This window comes from Pseudomonas sp. HR96 (genome assembly GCF_034059295.1).
GTDB lineage: Bacteria > Pseudomonadota > Gammaproteobacteria > Pseudomonadales > Pseudomonadaceae > Aquipseudomonas.
In genome coordinates, this window is record NZ_CP139141.1 from 1,144,995 (window position 1) to 1,160,518 (window position 15,524).

The window sequence follows — 15,524 nt, forward strand, 5'->3', positions numbered from 1 at the left end:
AACTATCGAGAGATTTATGGCAACTATTACCAATGACGAGGTCGACGTCGTTGTCGTCGGCCTGGGCTGGGCAGGCTCGCTGATGAGCATCGAACTGGCCCAGGCGGGCTTGAAAGTGCGCGCCCTGGAGCGCGGTGAAGACCGCACCAATGCCGACTTCGCCTACCCCAAACCCGCCGACGAATACGCCTACGGCGTGAAGAACAAGATCATGGTCACCCCGCGCGATGGCGCCCTGACCGTGCGTCACACCGCCACCGACACTGCATTGCCGACCCGTCAGTGGGGCGCCTTCGTGCCCGGCACGGGCGTCGGCGGCTCGGGCCTGCACTGGACCGGCGTGCTGATCCGCCCGACACCTACCGACATCAAGCTCAAGACCTACGCCGACCAGGCCTACAAGCCCGGCCAGCTGGGCGAAGGCATGACCGTGCAGGACTTCCCCTTCACCTGGGAAGAGATCGAGCCGTTCATGGACCGCTTCGACAAGATCTGCGGGCTGTCCGGCAACACCGGCAACCTGCAGGGTCGCATCATCCCCGGCGGCGACCCGTTCGAAGGGCCGCGCTCGGAGGCCTTTCCGCTGCCGGCGCTACAGGACACATTGAACACCACGATGTTCAGCGAAGCCGCGCGCAAGCTGGGTTACCACCCGTTTCCCAACCCCTCGGCCAACGTCTCGCAAGCCTGGACCAACCCCTACGGCAACCAGCTGGCGCCGTGCAACTACTGCGGTTATTGCAGCAAGTACCCCTGCCTGAATTTCTCCAAGGCCTCGCCGCAGACCGCCGTGCTCGATGCGCTCAAGCGCATGGACAACTTCTCCTACCGGGTCAACTGCAACGTGCTGCGCGTCGATCTGCACCCGGACGGCAAGACCGCGCGCGGCGTGACCTACGCCGACGGCCAAGGCAATGAAGTGTTCCAGCCGGCGAAGATCGTCGTGCTGGCGGCCTTCCAGTTCGTCAACGTGCGCCTGATGCTGTTGTCGAAAATCGGCACGCCCTACGACCCGATCAGCAACACCGGCACCATCGGCCGCAACTACGCGTTCCTCAGCAACGGTGCCACCACGCTGTTCTTCAAGGACAAGAACTTCAACCCGTTCGCCACCGCCGGCGCCACCGGGCAGATGTTCAACGACGTCTCGCCGGGCAACTTCGACGGCCCGGGCCTGGGCATCATCGGCGGCGCGAAGATCCACAGCTCGCAGTCCACCGGCACGCCGATTGGCACCTCGCTGCCCAAGGGCACCCCGGAGTGGGGCCAGGGCTGGAAGGACGGCATGGTCGACTGGTATGGCCATTCGATGAAGATCGGCATCACCACCAGTTGCATGTCGTACCGCGGCCATTACCTGGACCTCGACCCGACCTACAAGGACCCGTGGGGCCTGCCGCTGCTGCGCATCACCTTCGACTGGAAACAGAACGAGCTGAAACTGCAGCAGTACCTGCGCGGCATCGTCCAGAACATCACCCGGGAGCTTGGCCCGGACAGCTTCTCCGAGAGCTACCTGAGCATGGACTCGCATTGGGACATCACCAAATACGTCTCCACCCACAACGTCGGTGGCGCGGTGATGGGCGACTCGCCAAAGACCAGTGCGCTGAACCGCTACCTGCAGAGCTGGGACGTGCATAACGTGTTCGTGCCGGGCGGCAACGCCTTCCCGCAGAACTTCCAGGCCAACCCGACTTCGATGATCGGCGCCCTGAGCCTGTGGGCCGCGCAAGCCATCAAAGACCAATACCTGAAAAACCCCGGCCCGCTGGTGAGCGCATGAGAAACGACGCCTTGAGAAGTAGCAAACGCCGTAGCCCGTGGCTCATCCTGCTGGTGCTGGCGATCCTCCTGCTGATTGCCGCCTGGGCCTTGAGCCGGGTACTCAACAGCAGCGGCGATGCAGCGGCACAGCTGTCGCAGCCGGTCACTCCCGCGCTGATCGCCCAGGGTGAAGTGCTGGCCCGCGCCGGCGACTGCGTGGCCTGCCACACGGCCCACGGCGGCAAGCCGTTCGCCGGTGGCCTGGGCATCCAGTCGCCGATTGGCACCATCTACTCCACCAACATCACACCGGACAAGAGCACCGGCATCGGCAGCTGGAGCTACGGCGACTTCGAACGCGCCGTGCGCCGCGGCATCGGCCACGACGGCAGCGCGCTGTACCCGGCGATGCCGTTCCCGTCCTACGCCAAGGTCACCGACGCCGACAGCGAGGCGCTCTACGCCTACTTCATGAACGCCGTCGCGCCGGTGCAACAAGCCAACCAGGCCAACGACATCCCGTTCCCGCTGTCGGCCCGTTGGCCGCTGGCCTACTGGCGCAGCCTGTTCGCACCGTTGCCCGGCAGCGGCGCACCTGTGGCGGCCGCGACCGACCCGCAGATCGCCCGCGGCGCCTATCTGGTTCAGGGCCTCGGCCACTGCGGCTCATGCCACACGCCACGGGCGCTGACCATGCAGGAAAAAGGCCTGGACGACAGCTCCGCGCACTACCTGGGCGGCGCCGAGCTCAACCAGTGGGCAGTGCCGCCACTGCGCGGGGTCAAGCACTGGTCGGCGCAAGAGCTGGTCGCCTACCTGGCTACCGGCCGCAACAGCACCGCTTCGGTGGCCGGCGAAATGAAGGACGTGGTGCAAAACAGCACCTCGCACATGAGCCAGGAAGACCTGCAGGCCATCGCCGCGTACCTCAAGTCGATCCCCGGCGATGACCGCCCGGTGGCGGCCGATCTGGAGGCCCGTCGCAGCGCGACCATCCACACACTCACTGCCGCCACGGACCTGGATCTCGGCCAGCGCCTGTACCTGGACAACTGTGGCGCCTGCCACTTCGTCACCGGCCAAGGCGCACCGCGCACCTTTCCACGTCTGGATGGCGCGTCGATCATCAACAGCCCGAACCCGACTGGCTTGATCCATGTGATCCTGGCCGGGGCGCAGACGCCGTCCACTGCACAGGCGCCATCGATACTGCCGATGCCTGGGTTCGCCGGGCGGATGGATGACAGCGAAGTGGCTGCCTTGGCGACCTTCCTGCGCCAGGGCTGGGGCAACGATGCGCCGGCGGTGTCGGCGGGGCAGGTTGAGGATGTACGCAAGGGGTTGCCGGTGAAGCATGTGGGGGAGGCGGCTTTGGGGGCGAATAATGCTCAGTAAGGTGGTTTGAATTGGAGGAGGGGCCTTTTTGGGGCCTCTTTTTTATGCAAGTGGCTGGCTCACACAGCAAGCCCGGTGGCGGGGAAAAACAACTCAAAACACGTCACCCCATCCTGACTCGTCACGCTGCACCGACCGTTATGCAGCTGCATGATGGTGCTGACAATCGCCAGCCCCAGCCCGCTGGACTGGCTGGACTGCTCTCGCGCCTCATCCACCCGATAAAACCGCTCGAACAACCGCGGTAGATGCTCAGGCGCGATGGTCGCGCCATGGTTGCTGACGGCAATGGTCACGCCGTCATCGGCCTGGTTCACTGCCAGGCTCAATTTGCTGTTCGGCGCGCCGTATTTGATGGCGTTGGAACAGAGATTGGCCAGTGCCCGGCGCAGCAGTATCGGTTCGGCCCAGACTTGCCCCGCACTTGCGATACGAATGTCCATGCCGACATCGGCCGCCGGCCCTTCGAAGTAATCGGCGATGCGCTCCAGCTCTTCCTTGCCATTGAGTAGCTGGCGCTGGCCGAGTGCGCTGGTTGGATCGGTGCGGGCGAGAAACAGCATGTTGTCGAGCATGCGCGAAAGCCGTTCCAGCTCTTCGACATTGGAGGCGAGCAACGTCTGATAGCCTTCGACGCTGCGGTGTTGCTGCAATGCCACCTGGGTTTCGCCGAGCATGTTGTTGATCGGCGTGCGCAGTTCGTGGGCCATGTCCGTCGACACTTCTCCCAACTGGGTGAAGCCCTTGGAAAGCCGGTCGAGCAGCGTGTTGAACGAGTCGATCACTGGCAGCAGCTCGCGCGGTACCCCTCGGGTGTCCAAGCGCTGGGACAGGTTTTCGATGCCGATGCGCCGCGTATGCCGGGCCACCCGGCGCAGCGGCATCAGCCCGCGATGCACCAGCAGGCAGCCGCCGAACGCCAGCAGCAGTGCGGCAATGGTCGCCAGCAGGTAGATACGCAGCCGGTAGCCAGCCAGCAGGGCGGTGCGCTCGCTCATCAGCCGGCCCGCCACCACCTGCAGCTCGCCAATGTCGCTGGGCATGGTCACGGCCACCATGGCGAAGGGCACATCCTGGACTTCGGGGTAATGCTGCACATCATCGAGGCTCAGGGAGGTGGCATCGACCACGCGAGTGACGGGCGGAATGTGCAAGTTGCCCGGGTTGGTTTCCAACAGTGTATTGCCGCCTTTCAAGCTGATTCGCAGCACTGCCTCGCGGTTGCCCATCATGTTCTGGAACAGCGCCGGCTTGGTCTTGATCAGTTCCAGCACGTTGCCGTCGCTGAGAAAGGTGCGCAGCTGCTCGACCCGGCTGATCAGCGCGGCCTCGTCACGGCGCACCAGTTCGTTGACCAGCCCCCGGTACAGCCCTACACCCAAGCCGACGATGGTGATGAATGCCAGCAGCGCAAACAACAGCGCCAGGCGCAGCGTCAGTGAAGGGTGGCGTGAAGTGCTCATGGTTGCGTGTCGAATTGATAGCCGACCCCTCGTACGCTGTGGATCAACTTCAACTCGAACGGCTCGTCTATCTTCACCCGCAAGCGGCGTACGGCTACATCCACCACATTGGTGTCGCCATCGAAGTTCATGTCCCAGATGCGCGACGCAATCATCGAGCGCGACAGGACCTGACCCTGATGAGTGGCAAACAGCTGCAGCAGGGCGAACTCCTTGTTGGTCAAGGTAATGCGTTTGCCGCCCCGGACGACTCGACGCTTGATGATGTCGATCTGCAAGTCGGCAATCTCCAGGTGTTCTTCTTCGCGCGAAGGGCCGCGTTTGGTCAAGGTACGCAACCGCGCCACCAACTCGGCGAAAGAAAACGGCTTGATCAAATAGTCGTCCGCGCCCAGCTCCAGCCCTTTGACGCGGTCGGCGATGTCGTCGCGGGCGGTGAGGAACAGCACCGGCGTATCGGCCTCCTTGCGCAGCCGGCGCAGGACTTCCCAGCCGTCCATCTTCGGCATCATTACGTCCAGCACGATCACGTCGAATTCGTTCTCCAGCGCCTGATGCAGGCCATCGACGCCATCGCGTGCCAGGGTGACGGAGTTGCCAAGTTCCTGCAGGCCTTTGAGCAGGTAATTACCGGCTTTCGGCTCGTCTTCGACTACCAGGATGTTCATGAGCTTTGGCCTGCGACTGTCATGGATAACGGCCTCAATTATTGTCGGTGCAACCATAACCGTACACCTGATAGTCCAGCACATGCTCCTGGCCGGCGTGGTCCAGATAATCCAGGCGGGCCGGAACGATGCCACATTGCGCGGTCAGATCGGTCTGGGCGAGCACCTTGTCGACGTCCAGATGGGTGAAGAAACCGGGCTTGTCGTGGATGACGTTGGGCTGGGTGGTGTCGGCCATGGCGGAGCCAGCGGCGAGCAGGGTGGCGATACCGAGAATGAGCGCTTTCATGATGAGTCCTCTTGAGTGGGGCAGCGTGTTGCTGACGGGGCCACTTTATGAGGGCAGGGTGGGGGGTTGGCTGACGGGGGGATTACAAATGCGTAATGGAGTGGGAGGGGTCGTCAGGCCGGCCTGGCGGCCTCTCGGGGGCTTTGCCCCCTCCCACCTGGGCCTTGGGCGCTGCAGGTGCACGGCCAAACGCAAAATCCAGGCGAAAAAAAACCCTGCTTTCGCAAGGTTCTCAATCTTGGTGCCCCGAGGGAGACTCGAACTCCCACTCCTTTCGAAAACGGATTTTGAATCCGCCGCGTCTACCAATTCCGCCATCAGGGCTTGTGGCGGCGAAGTATAGAGAGGCTCCGACCGTTGGTCAATCACGTTTCATGGTCAAATTTTCAGAAATTTGCTAGACTTTTCAGCCCTGTATAGCCGAACACCATCATGCGCGTCGCTGATTTCTCCTTCGAACTCCCTGATTCCCTGATTGCCCGCCACCCACTGGCTGAGCGCCATGGCAGCCGGCTGTTGGTGCTCGACGGCCCGACGGGCGAGTTGGCGCATCGACGCTTTCCCGATCTGCTGGACTATCTGCGCCCCGGCGACCTGATGGTGTTCAACAACACCCGGGTGATTCCGGCGCGGGTGTTCGGGCAGAAGGCCTCGGGCGGCAAGCTGGAGATTCTGGTCGAGCGCGTGCTGGACAGCCATCGGGTGCTGGCGCATGTGCGTTCGAGCAAGTCGCCCAAGCCGGGCTCGATGATCCGCATCGACGGCGGTGGCGAGGCCGAGATGGTCGCCCGGCACGATGCCTTGTTCGAGCTGCGTTTCAATGAAGAGGTGCTGGCGCTGCTCGATCGCGTCGGGCACATGCCGTTGCCTCCTTATATAGACCGGCCGGACGAAGGCAGCGATCGCGAGCGTTATCAGACCGTGTACGCCGAGAAGGCGGGCGCGGTGGCGGCGCCGACGGCGGGGCTGCATTTCGACCAGGGGCTGCTGGCGCAGATCAAGGCCAAGGGCGTGGACACCGCCTTCGTCACCCTGCACGTCGGCGCGGGTACCTTCCAGCCAGTGCGGGTGGAGAAGCTCGAAGACCACCACATGCACAAGGAGTGGCTGGAAGTCAGCCAGGCGGTGGTCGATGCGGTGCAGGCGTGCAAGGCGCGCGGCGGCCGCGTGGTGGCGGTGGGCACCACCAGTGTGCGCTCGCTGGAAAGCGCCGCGCGCGATGGCCAGTTGAAGCCGTACAGCGGCGACACCGATATTTTCATTTTCCCGGGCAGGCCGTTCCATGTGATCGATGCCCTGGTGACCAATTTTCACCTGCCGGAATCCACGCTGTTGATGCTGGTGTCGGCGTTTGCCGGTTACCCGGAAACCATGGCGGCCTATGCCGCAGCCGTGGCCAACGAGTACCGCTTCTTCAGTTACGGTGATGCCATGTTCATCACCCGCAACCCGGCGCCGCAAGCCCCCAAGGAATCCGCATGAGTCGCACCTGCCGTATGTCGTTCGAGCTGCTTGCCACCGATGGCAAGGCGCGTCGTGGCCGCCTGACCTTTCCCCGTGGCGTGGTCGAGACCCCGGCCTTCATGCCGGTGGGCACCTATGGCACGGTCAAGGGTATGTTGCCGCGCGACATCGAAGCCACCGGGGCCCAGATCATCCTAGGCAACACCTTCCACCTGTGGCTGCGCCCGGGCACCGAAGTGATCAAGGCCCACGGCGACCTGCACGACTTCATGCAGTGGAAGGGCCCGATCCTCACCGACTCCGGTGGCTTCCAGGTGTTCAGCCTCGGCGCCATGCGCAAGATCAAGGAAGAGGGCGTGACCTTCGCCTCGCCGGTCGACGGCGCCAAGGTGTTCATGGGCCCGGAAGAGTCGATGCAGGTGCAGCGCGACCTGGGCTCGGACATCGTGATGATCTTCGACGAATGCACGCCGTACCCGGCCGACGAAGACGTGGCGCGGGTGTCGATGGAGCTGTCGCTGCGCTGGGCGCAGCGCTCGAAGAACGCCCATGGCGAAAACACTGCGGCGCTGTTCGGCATCGTCCAGGGCGGCATGCACCAGAGCCTGCGCATGCGCTCGCTCGAAGGCCTGGACAAGATCGGCTTCGACGGCCTGGCCATCGGCGGCCTGTCGGTGGGCGAGCCCAAGCACGAGATGATCAAGGTGCTCGATTACCTGCCTGGCCAGATGCCTGCTGACAAACCTCGTTACCTTATGGGGGTTGGCAAGCCTGAAGACTTGGTCGAGGGTGTGCGCCGCGGCGTTGACATGTTCGATTGCGTCATGCCGACCCGCAATGCCCGCAACGGCCACCTGTTCATCGACACCGGCGTGCTGAAGATCCGCAACGCGTTCCATCGTCACGATGATTCGCCGCTCGATCCGACGTGCGATTGCTACACCTGCCAGAACTTCTCCCGCGCTTATCTGCATCACCTGGACAAGTGCGGGGAAATGCTCGGCAGCATGTTGAATACGATCCACAACTTGCGGCATTACCAGGTGCTTATGGCTGGTTTGCGCGAGGCTATTCAACAGGGTACATTGGCCGCCTTTGTCGATGCCTTCTATGCCAAACGCGGGCTACCTGTGCCGCCGTTGGACTAATCGTCCGTACGACTTTTCGCGTCAACTTACTTTGTTACTGGAGCGCTGAATGAGCTTTCTGATCCCTGCCGCTTATGCGGATGCTGCTGCGCCTGCCGCTGCTGCCGGCCCTATGGGCGGTGGTTTCGAATGGGTTTTCCTGGTTGGTTTCCTGGTCATTTTCTACTTCATGATCTGGCGTCCACAGGCCAAGCGCGCCAAAGAGACCAAAAACCTGCTGGGCAACCTGCAAAAAGGCGACGAAGTTGTGACCTCCGGCGGCATCGCCGGCAAGATCAACAAAGTGACCGACGATTTCGTGGTCATCGAAGTTTCCGACACCGTGGAACTCAAGATCCAGAAGGGCGCCATCGCTGCAACCCTGCCTAAGGGCACGCTCAAAGCGATCTAAGCTCCAGACTTTTACCCATGTCGGGGCGCGCAAGGCGCCCCGCGTCTTGAACGGGCGGCGTGATGCTGAACAAATATCCTCTGTGGAAATACTTGCTGATCGTGGCCGTACTGGCGATCGGCTTTATTTATTCCGCACCCAATCTTTACCCTGACGACGCGGCCATTCAGGTCAGCGGCGCGAGCTCCGCGCTGCAGGTCAAGCAGGGCGACCTGGACCGTGCCAGCAAGGCCTTGGCCGATGCCGGCATTGAAGTCAAGGCTGCTACCCTTGCCGAAAACGGCAAAGGTGGCCTGCTGCGCCTGGTCAAGTCCGACGACCAGTTGCCCGCCAAGGACGTGGTCCGCAAGGTGCTGGGCGACGACTACGTCGTGGCGCTGAACCTGGCCCCCACCACGCCCAAATGGCTGCGCAGCATTGGTGCGCACCCGATGAAGCTGGGTCTGGACCTTTCCGGCGGTGTGCACTTCCTGCTGGCAGTGGACATGGACAAGGCCATCGACGCGCGGCTGAAAATCTATGAAGCCGACGTCAAGACCGAGCTGCGCAAAGAGAAGCTGCGCTATCGCAGCCTGCCGGCCCAGGGCAACTCGATCCAGCTGGGCTTCGCCGACAGCGAGACCGCCGACCAGGCGCGTGCCCTGATCCGCAAGAATTACAGCGATTTCGACATCGTGCCGAGCACCCGTGGCGACCAGCAAGTGCTGAGCCTGACCCTGACTCAGGCCAAGCTGGCGGAAATCCGCGAATACTCGATCAAGCAGAACTTGACCACGGTGCGTAACCGCGTCAACGAACTGGGCGTGGCCGAGCCACTGGTACAGCGCCAGGGTGCCAATCGCATCGTGGTCGAGCTGCCAGGCGTGCAGGACACCGCCGAAGCCAAGCGTATCCTCGGCAAGACCGCCAACCTGGAATTCCGCCTTGGCGCAGGTCCCGATGACTCGCGCGCGACCAGCGAAACCTTCGAGTTTCGCGATGGCAGCCGTCCGCCGGCAGCGGTGGAACGTGGCCTGATCATCACCGGTGACCAGGTCACCGACGCCTCGGCCAGCTTCGACGAACACGGCCAGCCACAAGTGAACATCAAGCTCGATGGCCACGGTGGCGACCTGATGAGCCGCGCCACCCGCAGCAACGTCGGGCGCAGCATGGCGGTGATCTTCATCGAGCAGAAACCGACCACCACCTACCAGAAGCAGACGGTGGATGGCGTCGAGAAAGACGTGGCGGTGCAGACCTTCACCGAAGAGAAGAAGATCATCAGCCTGGCGACCATCCAGTCGCCGCTGGGCGCGCAGTTCCGCATCACTGGCCTGAACGGCCAGGGCGAATCCTCCGAACTGGCGCTGCTGCTGCGTGCCGGTGGTCTGGCCGCACCGATGTACTTCGCTGAAGAGCGCACCATTGGCCCAAGCCTGGGTGCCGACAACATCACCAAGGGTATCCATGCATCCCTGTGGGGCATGCTGTTCGTGTCGCTGTTCATCATGGCCATCTACCGCTTCTTCGGCCTGATCGCCACCGTGGCACTGGCCTTCAACATGGTCATGCTGCTGGCGCTGATGTCGCTGCTGGGCGCTACGCTGACCCTGCCGGGCATCGCCGGTATCGTCCTGACCATGGGCATGGCGGTGGACGCCAACGTGCTGATCTTCTCGCGTATCCGCGAGGAAATCGCCGCCGGGATGACCGTGCAGCGGGCAATCAACGAAGGTTTCGGCCGCGCTTTCACGGCCATCGTCGACGCCAACCTGACCACCCTGCTGGTCGGCGGCATTCTCTTCGCCATGGGCACAGGGCCTGTGAAGGGCTTCGCCGTGACCATGTCCCTGGGTATCTTTACCTCGATGTTCACAGCCATCATGGTGACCCGCGCAATGGTCAACCTGATCTACGGCGGCCGTGACTTCAAGAAGCTGTGGATTTAAGGGGCTGACATGAAAACGATCAACTTCATGGGCGTACGCAATGTTGCGTTCGGCATCACACTGCTCCTCACGGCCCTGGCCCTGTTCAGCTGGTTTCACAAGGGGCTGAACTTCGGCCTCGACTTTACTGGCGGTACGCTCATCGAGCTGAACTACCAGAAGGCTGCGGATTTGCCGCAGCTGCGCAAGGAGCTGTCCGACGCCGGCTACAAAGAGGCGATCGTGCAGAGCTTCGGCGACACCACTGACGTGCTGGTGCGGATGCCAGGCGACGACCCGCAACTGGGCAACAAGGTCTCCGACGCCCTGCGCAAGGTCGACATCGACAACCCGGCCACGGTCAAGCGCGTCGAGTTCGTCGGCCCGCAGGTCGGCGAAGAGCTGCGCGACCAGGGCGGCCTGGGCATGCTGATGGCGCTGGGCGGCGTACTGATCTACCTGGCTTTCCGCTTCCAGTGGAAATTCGCCGTGGGCGCGATCATCTCGCTGATCCACGACGTGGTGGTCACGGTCGGTATCCTCTCGTTCTTCCAGATCACCTTCGACCTGACGGTGTTGGCGGCGGTGCTGGCGATCATCGGCTACTCGCTCAACGACACCATCGTGGTCTTCGACCGGGTGCGCGAGAACTTCCGCATGATGCGCAAGGCCAGCCTGATCGAGAACATCAACGTATCGACCACCCAGACCCTGCTGCGCACCATGGCGACCTCGATCTCGACGTTGCTGGCGATTGCCGCGCTGCTGTTCTTCGGTGGTGACAACCTGTTCGGCTTCTCGGTGGCATTGTTCATCGGCGTAATGGCGGGTACCTACTCGTCGATCTACATCGCCAACGTGGTGCTGATCTGGCTGAACCTCTCCAGCGAGGACTTGATCCCGCCGGTGAGCACTGAAAAGGTCGATGACCGCCCCTGAGCGACCGCTCTAGATCGGCCATAACCCCCTGAAAAGGCGCAAGTATTGAACTTGCGCCTTTTTTTGTGCTCCAAGGCTGGGAGTACAAGGTAACAAGACTGTTACCGACTTCAGGAGGTTCATCGTGAACAAATCGTTGCTGATTGGTGCAGTGCTGGGTGCTGTTGGCGTAACTGCCGGCGGGGCTGTGGCTACCTACAGCCTCGTCAAGAAGAGCGGCCCAGAGTACGCCGATGTTCTAGCTGTAGAGCCGATCAACCAGCAGATCAAGACCCCGCGCCAGGAATGCAAGGACGTACAGGTGACGCGCCAGCGCCCCGTGCAGGACCAGCACCAGGTGGTGGGCAGTGTGCTGGGCGCGGTAGCCGGCGGCCTGCTCGGCCACCAGGTCGGTGGCGGGCGCGGCAACACCCTGGCCACGGTGGCCGGTGCGGTCGGTGGCGGTTACGCCGGCAACAAGGTGCAAGAGCACATGCAGAACGGCGACACCTACACCACCACGCAGACTCGCTGCAACACGGTCAACGACATCAGCGACAAAGTGGTCGGCTATAACGTGAAATACCAGCTCAAGGGCCAGACCGGCCAGGTGCGCATGGACCGCGACCCAGGACCGAAGATTCCGGTGAACGAGCAGGGCCAGCTGATCCTGGGGCAGAACCCGGCGCAGCCAGCACGGTAAATTCCCTAATCGCGGTGGGTTTATCCGGAGCCATAAAAAAAGCACCCCTGAGGGTGCTTTTTTTGCGTTGCGAAACTCAGCGCTTCAGTGAAGCCGGCAGGTGCGGCTGGATCGCCGTCAGCACCGCCTTGAAGCACTTGGTGTTGCCGGCAACTACATGGCCCTTCTCGAGGAAGTCATGGCCGCCGGTGAAGTCGCTGATCAAGCCGCCCGCTTCCTGAATCAGCAGGGCGCCTGCGGCCATGTCCCATTCCGACAGGCCCGACTCCCAGAACGCATCGAAACGGCCGGCTGCGACATAGGCCAGGTCGAGGCTGGCAGCGCCGGCGCGGCGGATGCCGGCGGTCTGGCCGACCAGGGCGCGGAACATGCCCAGGTAGTTATCGAGGTTGTCCATCTGGTCGTCACGGAACGGGAAGCCGGTGCCCAGCAGGGCGCCTTCCAGGCTGGTGCGGCCGCTGACGCGCAGGCGACGACCGTTGAGCTGAGCGCCACGGCCGCGGCTGGCGGTGAATTCTTCCTGGCGAACCGGGTCCAGCACTACGGCGTGCTCGAGGCGGCCGCGGTATTTGCAGGCGATGCTGACGGCGAAGTGCGGTACGCCGCGCAGGAAGTTGGTGGTACCGTCCAGTGGGTCGATGATCCACAGGTACTCTTCGCCTTCCAGGCCATTGCCGGCGTGCATGCCGGTTTCTTCGCCCAGGATGGAGTGGTTCGGGTAAGCCTTGCGCAGGGCGTCGATGATTTTCTGCTCGGCGGCGCGGTCGACTTCGGACACGTAGTCCTTGGCTTCTTTCTCATCGACCTTGATGGTATCCAGGCGCTCGATGGAGCGGAAAATCAATTCACTGGCGCTGCGGGCGGCGCGCAGCGCGATATTCAGCATGGGCTGCATGGACGTTTCACCTAGGTCGTTAAAGAAAGCCGAACATTCTAACAGAAAAGTTTTGCGCAAACAGTGGGTCGTCGGCATTCGTAGCGTTGGGCCATGACCTTCTGTAAGATTTCCAGCCCTTGAGCGCAGCTTCGTGCGCGCTCGCCTTGCTGGAACCCACCATGCTAGAAAACATCCGCGTCGTTCTCGTCAACACCAGCCACCCCGGCAACATCGGCGGTGCCGCGCGTGCCATGAAGAACATGGGCCTGTCGCGACTGGTGCTGGTCGACCCGCTGGATTTCCCCTCCCATGAAGCCGATGCGCGGGCCTCCGGCGCCAGCGACGTGCTGGAAGGCGCGCAGGTGGTGGGCACCCTGGAAGAGGCCCTGGTGGGCTGCAATCTGGTGCTTGGCACCAGCGCTCGCGACCGGCGGATCCCCTGGCCTCTGCTGGACCCGCGCGAGTGCGGCCAGAAGAGCGTCGAAGAGGCCGGGCAGGGCGGGCAGATCGCGTTGGTCTTCGGTCGTGAATACGCCGGCCTGACCAACGAAGAGCTGCAGCGATGTCATTATCACGTGCATATCCCGTCCAATCCCGACTTCAGTTCGCTGAACCTCGCGGCGGCGGTGCAGGTGTTGAGCTACGAGGTGCGCATGGCCTGGCTGGCCGCCGAAGGGCAGCCGTCCAAGGTCGAGAAGCAGGAAGTCAATTCGGTGCGCAGCGCCGACCTGGCGACGGCCGACGAGATGGAGTCGTACTTCGGTCATCTCGAGCAGACCCTGGTGGCCATCGGCTTTCTCAATCCCGAGCAGCCCAAGCACCTGATGGCACGCCTGCGCCGGCTGTATGGCCGCAGTTCGGTGAATCGCTCGGAAATGAGTATTTTACGCGGCATCCTCACCGAGACCCAGAAAGTGGCCCGGGGCGATGCGCACAAGCGCAAGGATTGATCCATGTTCGAACGTCTGCGTGAAGACATCCAGGGTGTGTTCCACCGCGATCCGGCGGCCCGCAATGCCTTTGAGGTGCTGACCTGCTACCCGGGGTTGCACGCCATCTGGATTCACCGGGGCGCCCACGCCCTGTGGAGCATGAACCTCAAGTGGCCGGCGCGCATGCTGTCCAATTTCGCCCGCTGGATGACTGGCATCGAGATCCACCCGGGCGCCAAGGTCGGGCGGCGATTCTTCATCGACCATGGCATGGGCATCGTCATCGGCGAAACCGCCGAGATCGGCAACGACGTCACGTTGTACCAGGGCGTGACCCTGGGCGGCACCAGCTGGAACAAGGGCAAGCGCCATCCGACTCTGGAAGACGGCGTGGTGGTCGGGGCGGGCGCCAAGGTGCTGGGGCCGTTCACGGTCGGCGCCGGCGCGAAGATCGGCTCCAATGCCGTGGTCACCAAGCCGGTGCCGGCCGGTGCCACGGCGGTGGGTATTCCCGGGCGCATCATCGTCAAAAGCGATGGCGAGCAGGATGCCAAGCGCAAGGCCATGGCCGAGAAGATCGGCTTCGATGCCTACGGCGTGACCGAGGACATGCCCGACCCGGTGGCTCGCGCCATCGGCCAGCTGCTCGATCACTTGCACGCGGTGGATGGCAAGCTCGACGGCATGTGCGGCGCACTCACCCGCCTGGGCAGCGACTACAGCGCCGGCAAGCTGCCGGAGCTGGAGGATGAGGTGTTCGAGTGTGTGCAGGGGCAGCAGAAGACGGCCTTGTAGGGACATAGGGTCTCCTGTGGGAGCAAGCGAAGACCGCGAGCTCTTCGAAAATCCAGCCGGCCTGGCGGCTTCTTGCAGGCCGAGCCCGCTCCCGCAGGGTCCATCCCACTCCGGCCCCACAACAATTCATTCGTCTGCTATCATTCGCGCCGCTGTTTTGCACCCAATCCCGACTACAGCGCTAGGTCTTGTAGTTGACTAAATTGGTCGGGAATAGCATACTTGCGTCATGTCCTCACTCCCGCAAAACCGTGGTAATAGCCATGCGACTGACTACTAAAGGCCGATACGCCGTGACCGCCATGCTCGATCTGGCGTTGCATGCGCAGCATGGGCCAGTCTCGTTGGCCGACATCTCCGAGCGCCAAGGTATCTCCCTGTCCTATCTCGAGCAGCTGTTTGCCAAGCTTCGTCGCGGCAACCTGGTGTCCAGTGTGCGTGGGCCAGGTGGTGGCTACCAGTTGTCCCGCGACATGCAGGGCATCCAGGTGGCCCAGGTGATCGACGCCGTCAACGAGTCGGTCGACGCCACCAAGTGCCAGGGGCTGGGTGATTGCCATGCCGGCGACACCTGCCTGACCCACCACCTGTGGTGCGACCTGAGCGACCAGATTCACGAATTTTTAAGTGGCATCAGCTTGGCCGATCTTGTGACTCGCCGTGAGGTGCAAGAGGTAGCCCAGCGTCAGGATCTGCGGCGGTGCAACAGCGCTGGCAAGACGCACTTCCTGGGCAAGATCGAAACGTCCGCTGTCGAGTAACCGCCGTCCAGAGAGTGGCTCGTCAGCCTGATGGGACCTGATT

15 protein-coding genes and 1 tRNA gene are annotated in these 15,524 nt (G+C 62.8%); 11 read left to right on the plus strand and 5 right to left on the minus strand.

Annotated elements, in window-relative coordinates; genetic code table 11:
* Positions 1-16: 16 nt before the first annotated feature.
* Positions 17-1,786, plus strand: a complete 1,770-nt coding sequence (locus SFA35_RS05415) for a GMC family oxidoreductase (protein WP_320576014.1) — start codon at positions 17-19, stop codon at positions 1,784-1,786.
* Positions 1,783-3,162 carry a cytochrome c gene (locus tag SFA35_RS05420; RefSeq protein WP_320576016.1) on the plus strand — a complete coding sequence of 460 codons (1,380 nt, stop codon included), beginning with the start codon at positions 1,783-1,785 and terminating at the stop codon, positions 3,160-3,162. Before SFA35_RS05415 ends, SFA35_RS05420 begins: the two co-directional genes overlap by 4 nt.
* A 59-nt stretch (positions 3,163-3,221) precedes the next feature.
* Here SFA35_RS05420 and SFA35_RS05425 read toward each other — a convergent pair whose 3' ends face one another.
* From SFA35_RS05425 to SFA35_RS05440, 4 genes are all read right to left on the minus strand, one after another.
* Positions 3,222-4,625, minus strand: coding sequence for a heavy metal sensor histidine kinase (locus tag SFA35_RS05425; protein WP_320576018.1), 1,404 nt, complete (start codon positions 4,623-4,625; stop codon positions 3,222-3,224).
* On the minus strand, positions 4,622-5,293 hold the full coding sequence (locus SFA35_RS05430) for a heavy metal response regulator transcription factor (RefSeq protein ID WP_320576020.1): 672 nt from the start codon (positions 5,291-5,293) through the stop codon (positions 4,622-4,624). The genes SFA35_RS05425 and SFA35_RS05430 overlap by 4 nt, the downstream gene beginning before the upstream one ends.
* 34 nt (positions 5,294-5,327) lie before the next feature.
* A complete protein-coding gene (locus tag SFA35_RS05435; RefSeq protein ID WP_320576023.1) occupies positions 5,328-5,582 on the minus strand; it encodes a DUF2790 domain-containing protein in 255 nt (84 codons plus the stop codon).
* Between the two features lie 239 nt (positions 5,583-5,821).
* Positions 5,822-5,906: transfer RNA gene (locus tag SFA35_RS05440), tRNA-Leu, on the minus strand.
* Positions 5,907-6,014: 108 nt separating this feature from the next.
* On the opposite strand from SFA35_RS05440, the gene queA reads away from it, so the two are divergent.
* The 6 genes from queA (at position 6,015) to SFA35_RS05470 (ending at position 12,116) form a co-directional block, all read left to right on the plus strand.
* Positions 6,015-7,064, plus strand: coding sequence for a tRNA preQ1(34) S-adenosylmethionine ribosyltransferase-isomerase QueA (gene queA, locus SFA35_RS05445; protein WP_320576025.1), 1,050 nt, complete (start codon positions 6,015-6,017; stop codon positions 7,062-7,064).
* A 14-nt stretch (positions 7,065-7,078) separates the two neighbouring features.
* The gene (gene tgt / locus SFA35_RS05450) at positions 7,079-8,194 is read left to right on the plus strand and encodes a tRNA guanosine(34) transglycosylase Tgt (RefSeq protein ID WP_320578847.1); all 1,116 of its coding nucleotides are present in this window, start codon (positions 7,079-7,081) and stop codon (positions 8,192-8,194) included.
* A gap of 49 nt (positions 8,195-8,243) precedes the next feature.
* Positions 8,244-8,585, plus strand: a complete 342-nt coding sequence (yajC, locus tag SFA35_RS05455; protein WP_320576027.1) for a preprotein translocase subunit YajC — start codon at positions 8,244-8,246, stop codon at positions 8,583-8,585.
* A gap of 62 nt (positions 8,586-8,647) precedes the next feature.
* Positions 8,648-10,516: a protein translocase subunit SecD gene (gene secD, locus SFA35_RS05460; protein WP_320576029.1), complete on the plus strand. Its 1,869-nt coding sequence runs from the start codon at positions 8,648-8,650 to the stop codon at positions 10,514-10,516.
* Positions 10,517-10,525: 9 nt separating this feature from the next.
* Positions 10,526-11,434, plus strand: coding sequence for a protein translocase subunit SecF (gene secF / locus SFA35_RS05465; RefSeq protein WP_320576031.1), 909 nt, complete (start codon positions 10,526-10,528; stop codon positions 11,432-11,434).
* A 124-nt stretch (positions 11,435-11,558) separates the two neighbouring features.
* A complete protein-coding gene (locus SFA35_RS05470) occupies positions 11,559-12,116 on the plus strand; it encodes a glycine zipper 2TM domain-containing protein (RefSeq protein WP_320576033.1) in 558 nt (185 codons plus the stop codon).
* Positions 12,117-12,192: 76 nt separating this feature from the next.
* On the opposite strand, the gene suhB is transcribed toward SFA35_RS05470, so the two are convergent.
* Positions 12,193-13,011 (minus strand): inositol-phosphate phosphatase, encoded by an 819-nt coding sequence (gene suhB / locus SFA35_RS05475; protein ID WP_320576035.1) that lies wholly within the window; start codon positions 13,009-13,011, stop codon positions 12,193-12,195.
* Positions 13,012-13,172: 161 nt separating this feature from the next.
* Here suhB and trmJ point away from each other — a divergent pair, with 161 nt between their 5' ends.
* From trmJ to iscR, 3 genes are all read left to right on the plus strand, one after another.
* On the plus strand, positions 13,173-13,943 hold the full coding sequence (trmJ, locus tag SFA35_RS05480) for a tRNA (cytosine(32)/uridine(32)-2'-O)-methyltransferase TrmJ (RefSeq protein WP_320576038.1): 771 nt from the start codon (positions 13,173-13,175) through the stop codon (positions 13,941-13,943).
* Between the two features lie 3 nt (positions 13,944-13,946).
* On the plus strand, positions 13,947-14,720 hold the full coding sequence (gene cysE / locus SFA35_RS05485) for a serine O-acetyltransferase (RefSeq protein ID WP_320576040.1): 774 nt from the start codon (positions 13,947-13,949) through the stop codon (positions 14,718-14,720).
* A 263-nt stretch (positions 14,721-14,983) separates the two neighbouring features.
* Entirely contained in the window at positions 14,984-15,481 is a 498-nt protein-coding gene (gene iscR / locus SFA35_RS05490) for a Fe-S cluster assembly transcriptional regulator IscR (protein ID WP_320576042.1), read from the plus strand.
* The last annotated feature ends 43 nt before the right edge of the window (positions 15,482-15,524 follow it).

Excerpts from the sequence above, each read along its gene's own strand:
- SFA35_RS05415 (WP_320576014.1), top strand. The coding sequence starts at position 17 with ATGGCAACTATTACCAATGACGAGGTCGACGTCGTTGTCGTCGGCCTG.
- SFA35_RS05420 (WP_320576016.1), top strand. The coding sequence starts at position 1,783 with ATGAGAAACGACGCCTTGAGAAGTAGCAAACGCCGTAGCCCGTGGCTC.
- SFA35_RS05425 (WP_320576018.1), bottom strand. The coding sequence starts at position 4,625 with ATGAGCACTTCACGCCACCCTTCACTGACGCTGCGCCTGGCGCTGTTG.
- SFA35_RS05430 (WP_320576020.1), bottom strand. The coding sequence starts at position 5,293 with ATGAACATCCTGGTAGTCGAAGACGAGCCGAAAGCCGGTAATTACCTG.
- SFA35_RS05435 (WP_320576023.1), bottom strand. The coding sequence starts at position 5,582 with ATGAAAGCGCTCATTCTCGGTATCGCCACCCTGCTCGCCGCTGGCTCC.
- queA (WP_320576025.1), top strand. The coding sequence starts at position 6,015 with ATGCGCGTCGCTGATTTCTCCTTCGAACTCCCTGATTCCCTGATTGCC.
- tgt (WP_320578847.1), top strand. The coding sequence starts at position 7,079 with ATGTCGTTCGAGCTGCTTGCCACCGATGGCAAGGCGCGTCGTGGCCGC.
- yajC (WP_320576027.1), top strand. The coding sequence starts at position 8,244 with ATGAGCTTTCTGATCCCTGCCGCTTATGCGGATGCTGCTGCGCCTGCC.
- secD (WP_320576029.1), top strand. The coding sequence starts at position 8,648 with ATGCTGAACAAATATCCTCTGTGGAAATACTTGCTGATCGTGGCCGTA.
- secF (WP_320576031.1), top strand. The coding sequence starts at position 10,526 with ATGAAAACGATCAACTTCATGGGCGTACGCAATGTTGCGTTCGGCATC.
- suhB (WP_320576035.1), bottom strand. The coding sequence starts at position 13,011 with ATGCAGCCCATGCTGAATATCGCGCTGCGCGCCGCCCGCAGCGCCAGT.
- trmJ (WP_320576038.1), top strand. The coding sequence starts at position 13,173 with ATGCTAGAAAACATCCGCGTCGTTCTCGTCAACACCAGCCACCCCGGC.
- cysE (WP_320576040.1), top strand. The coding sequence starts at position 13,947 with ATGTTCGAACGTCTGCGTGAAGACATCCAGGGTGTGTTCCACCGCGAT.
- iscR (WP_320576042.1), top strand. The coding sequence starts at position 14,984 with ATGCGACTGACTACTAAAGGCCGATACGCCGTGACCGCCATGCTCGAT.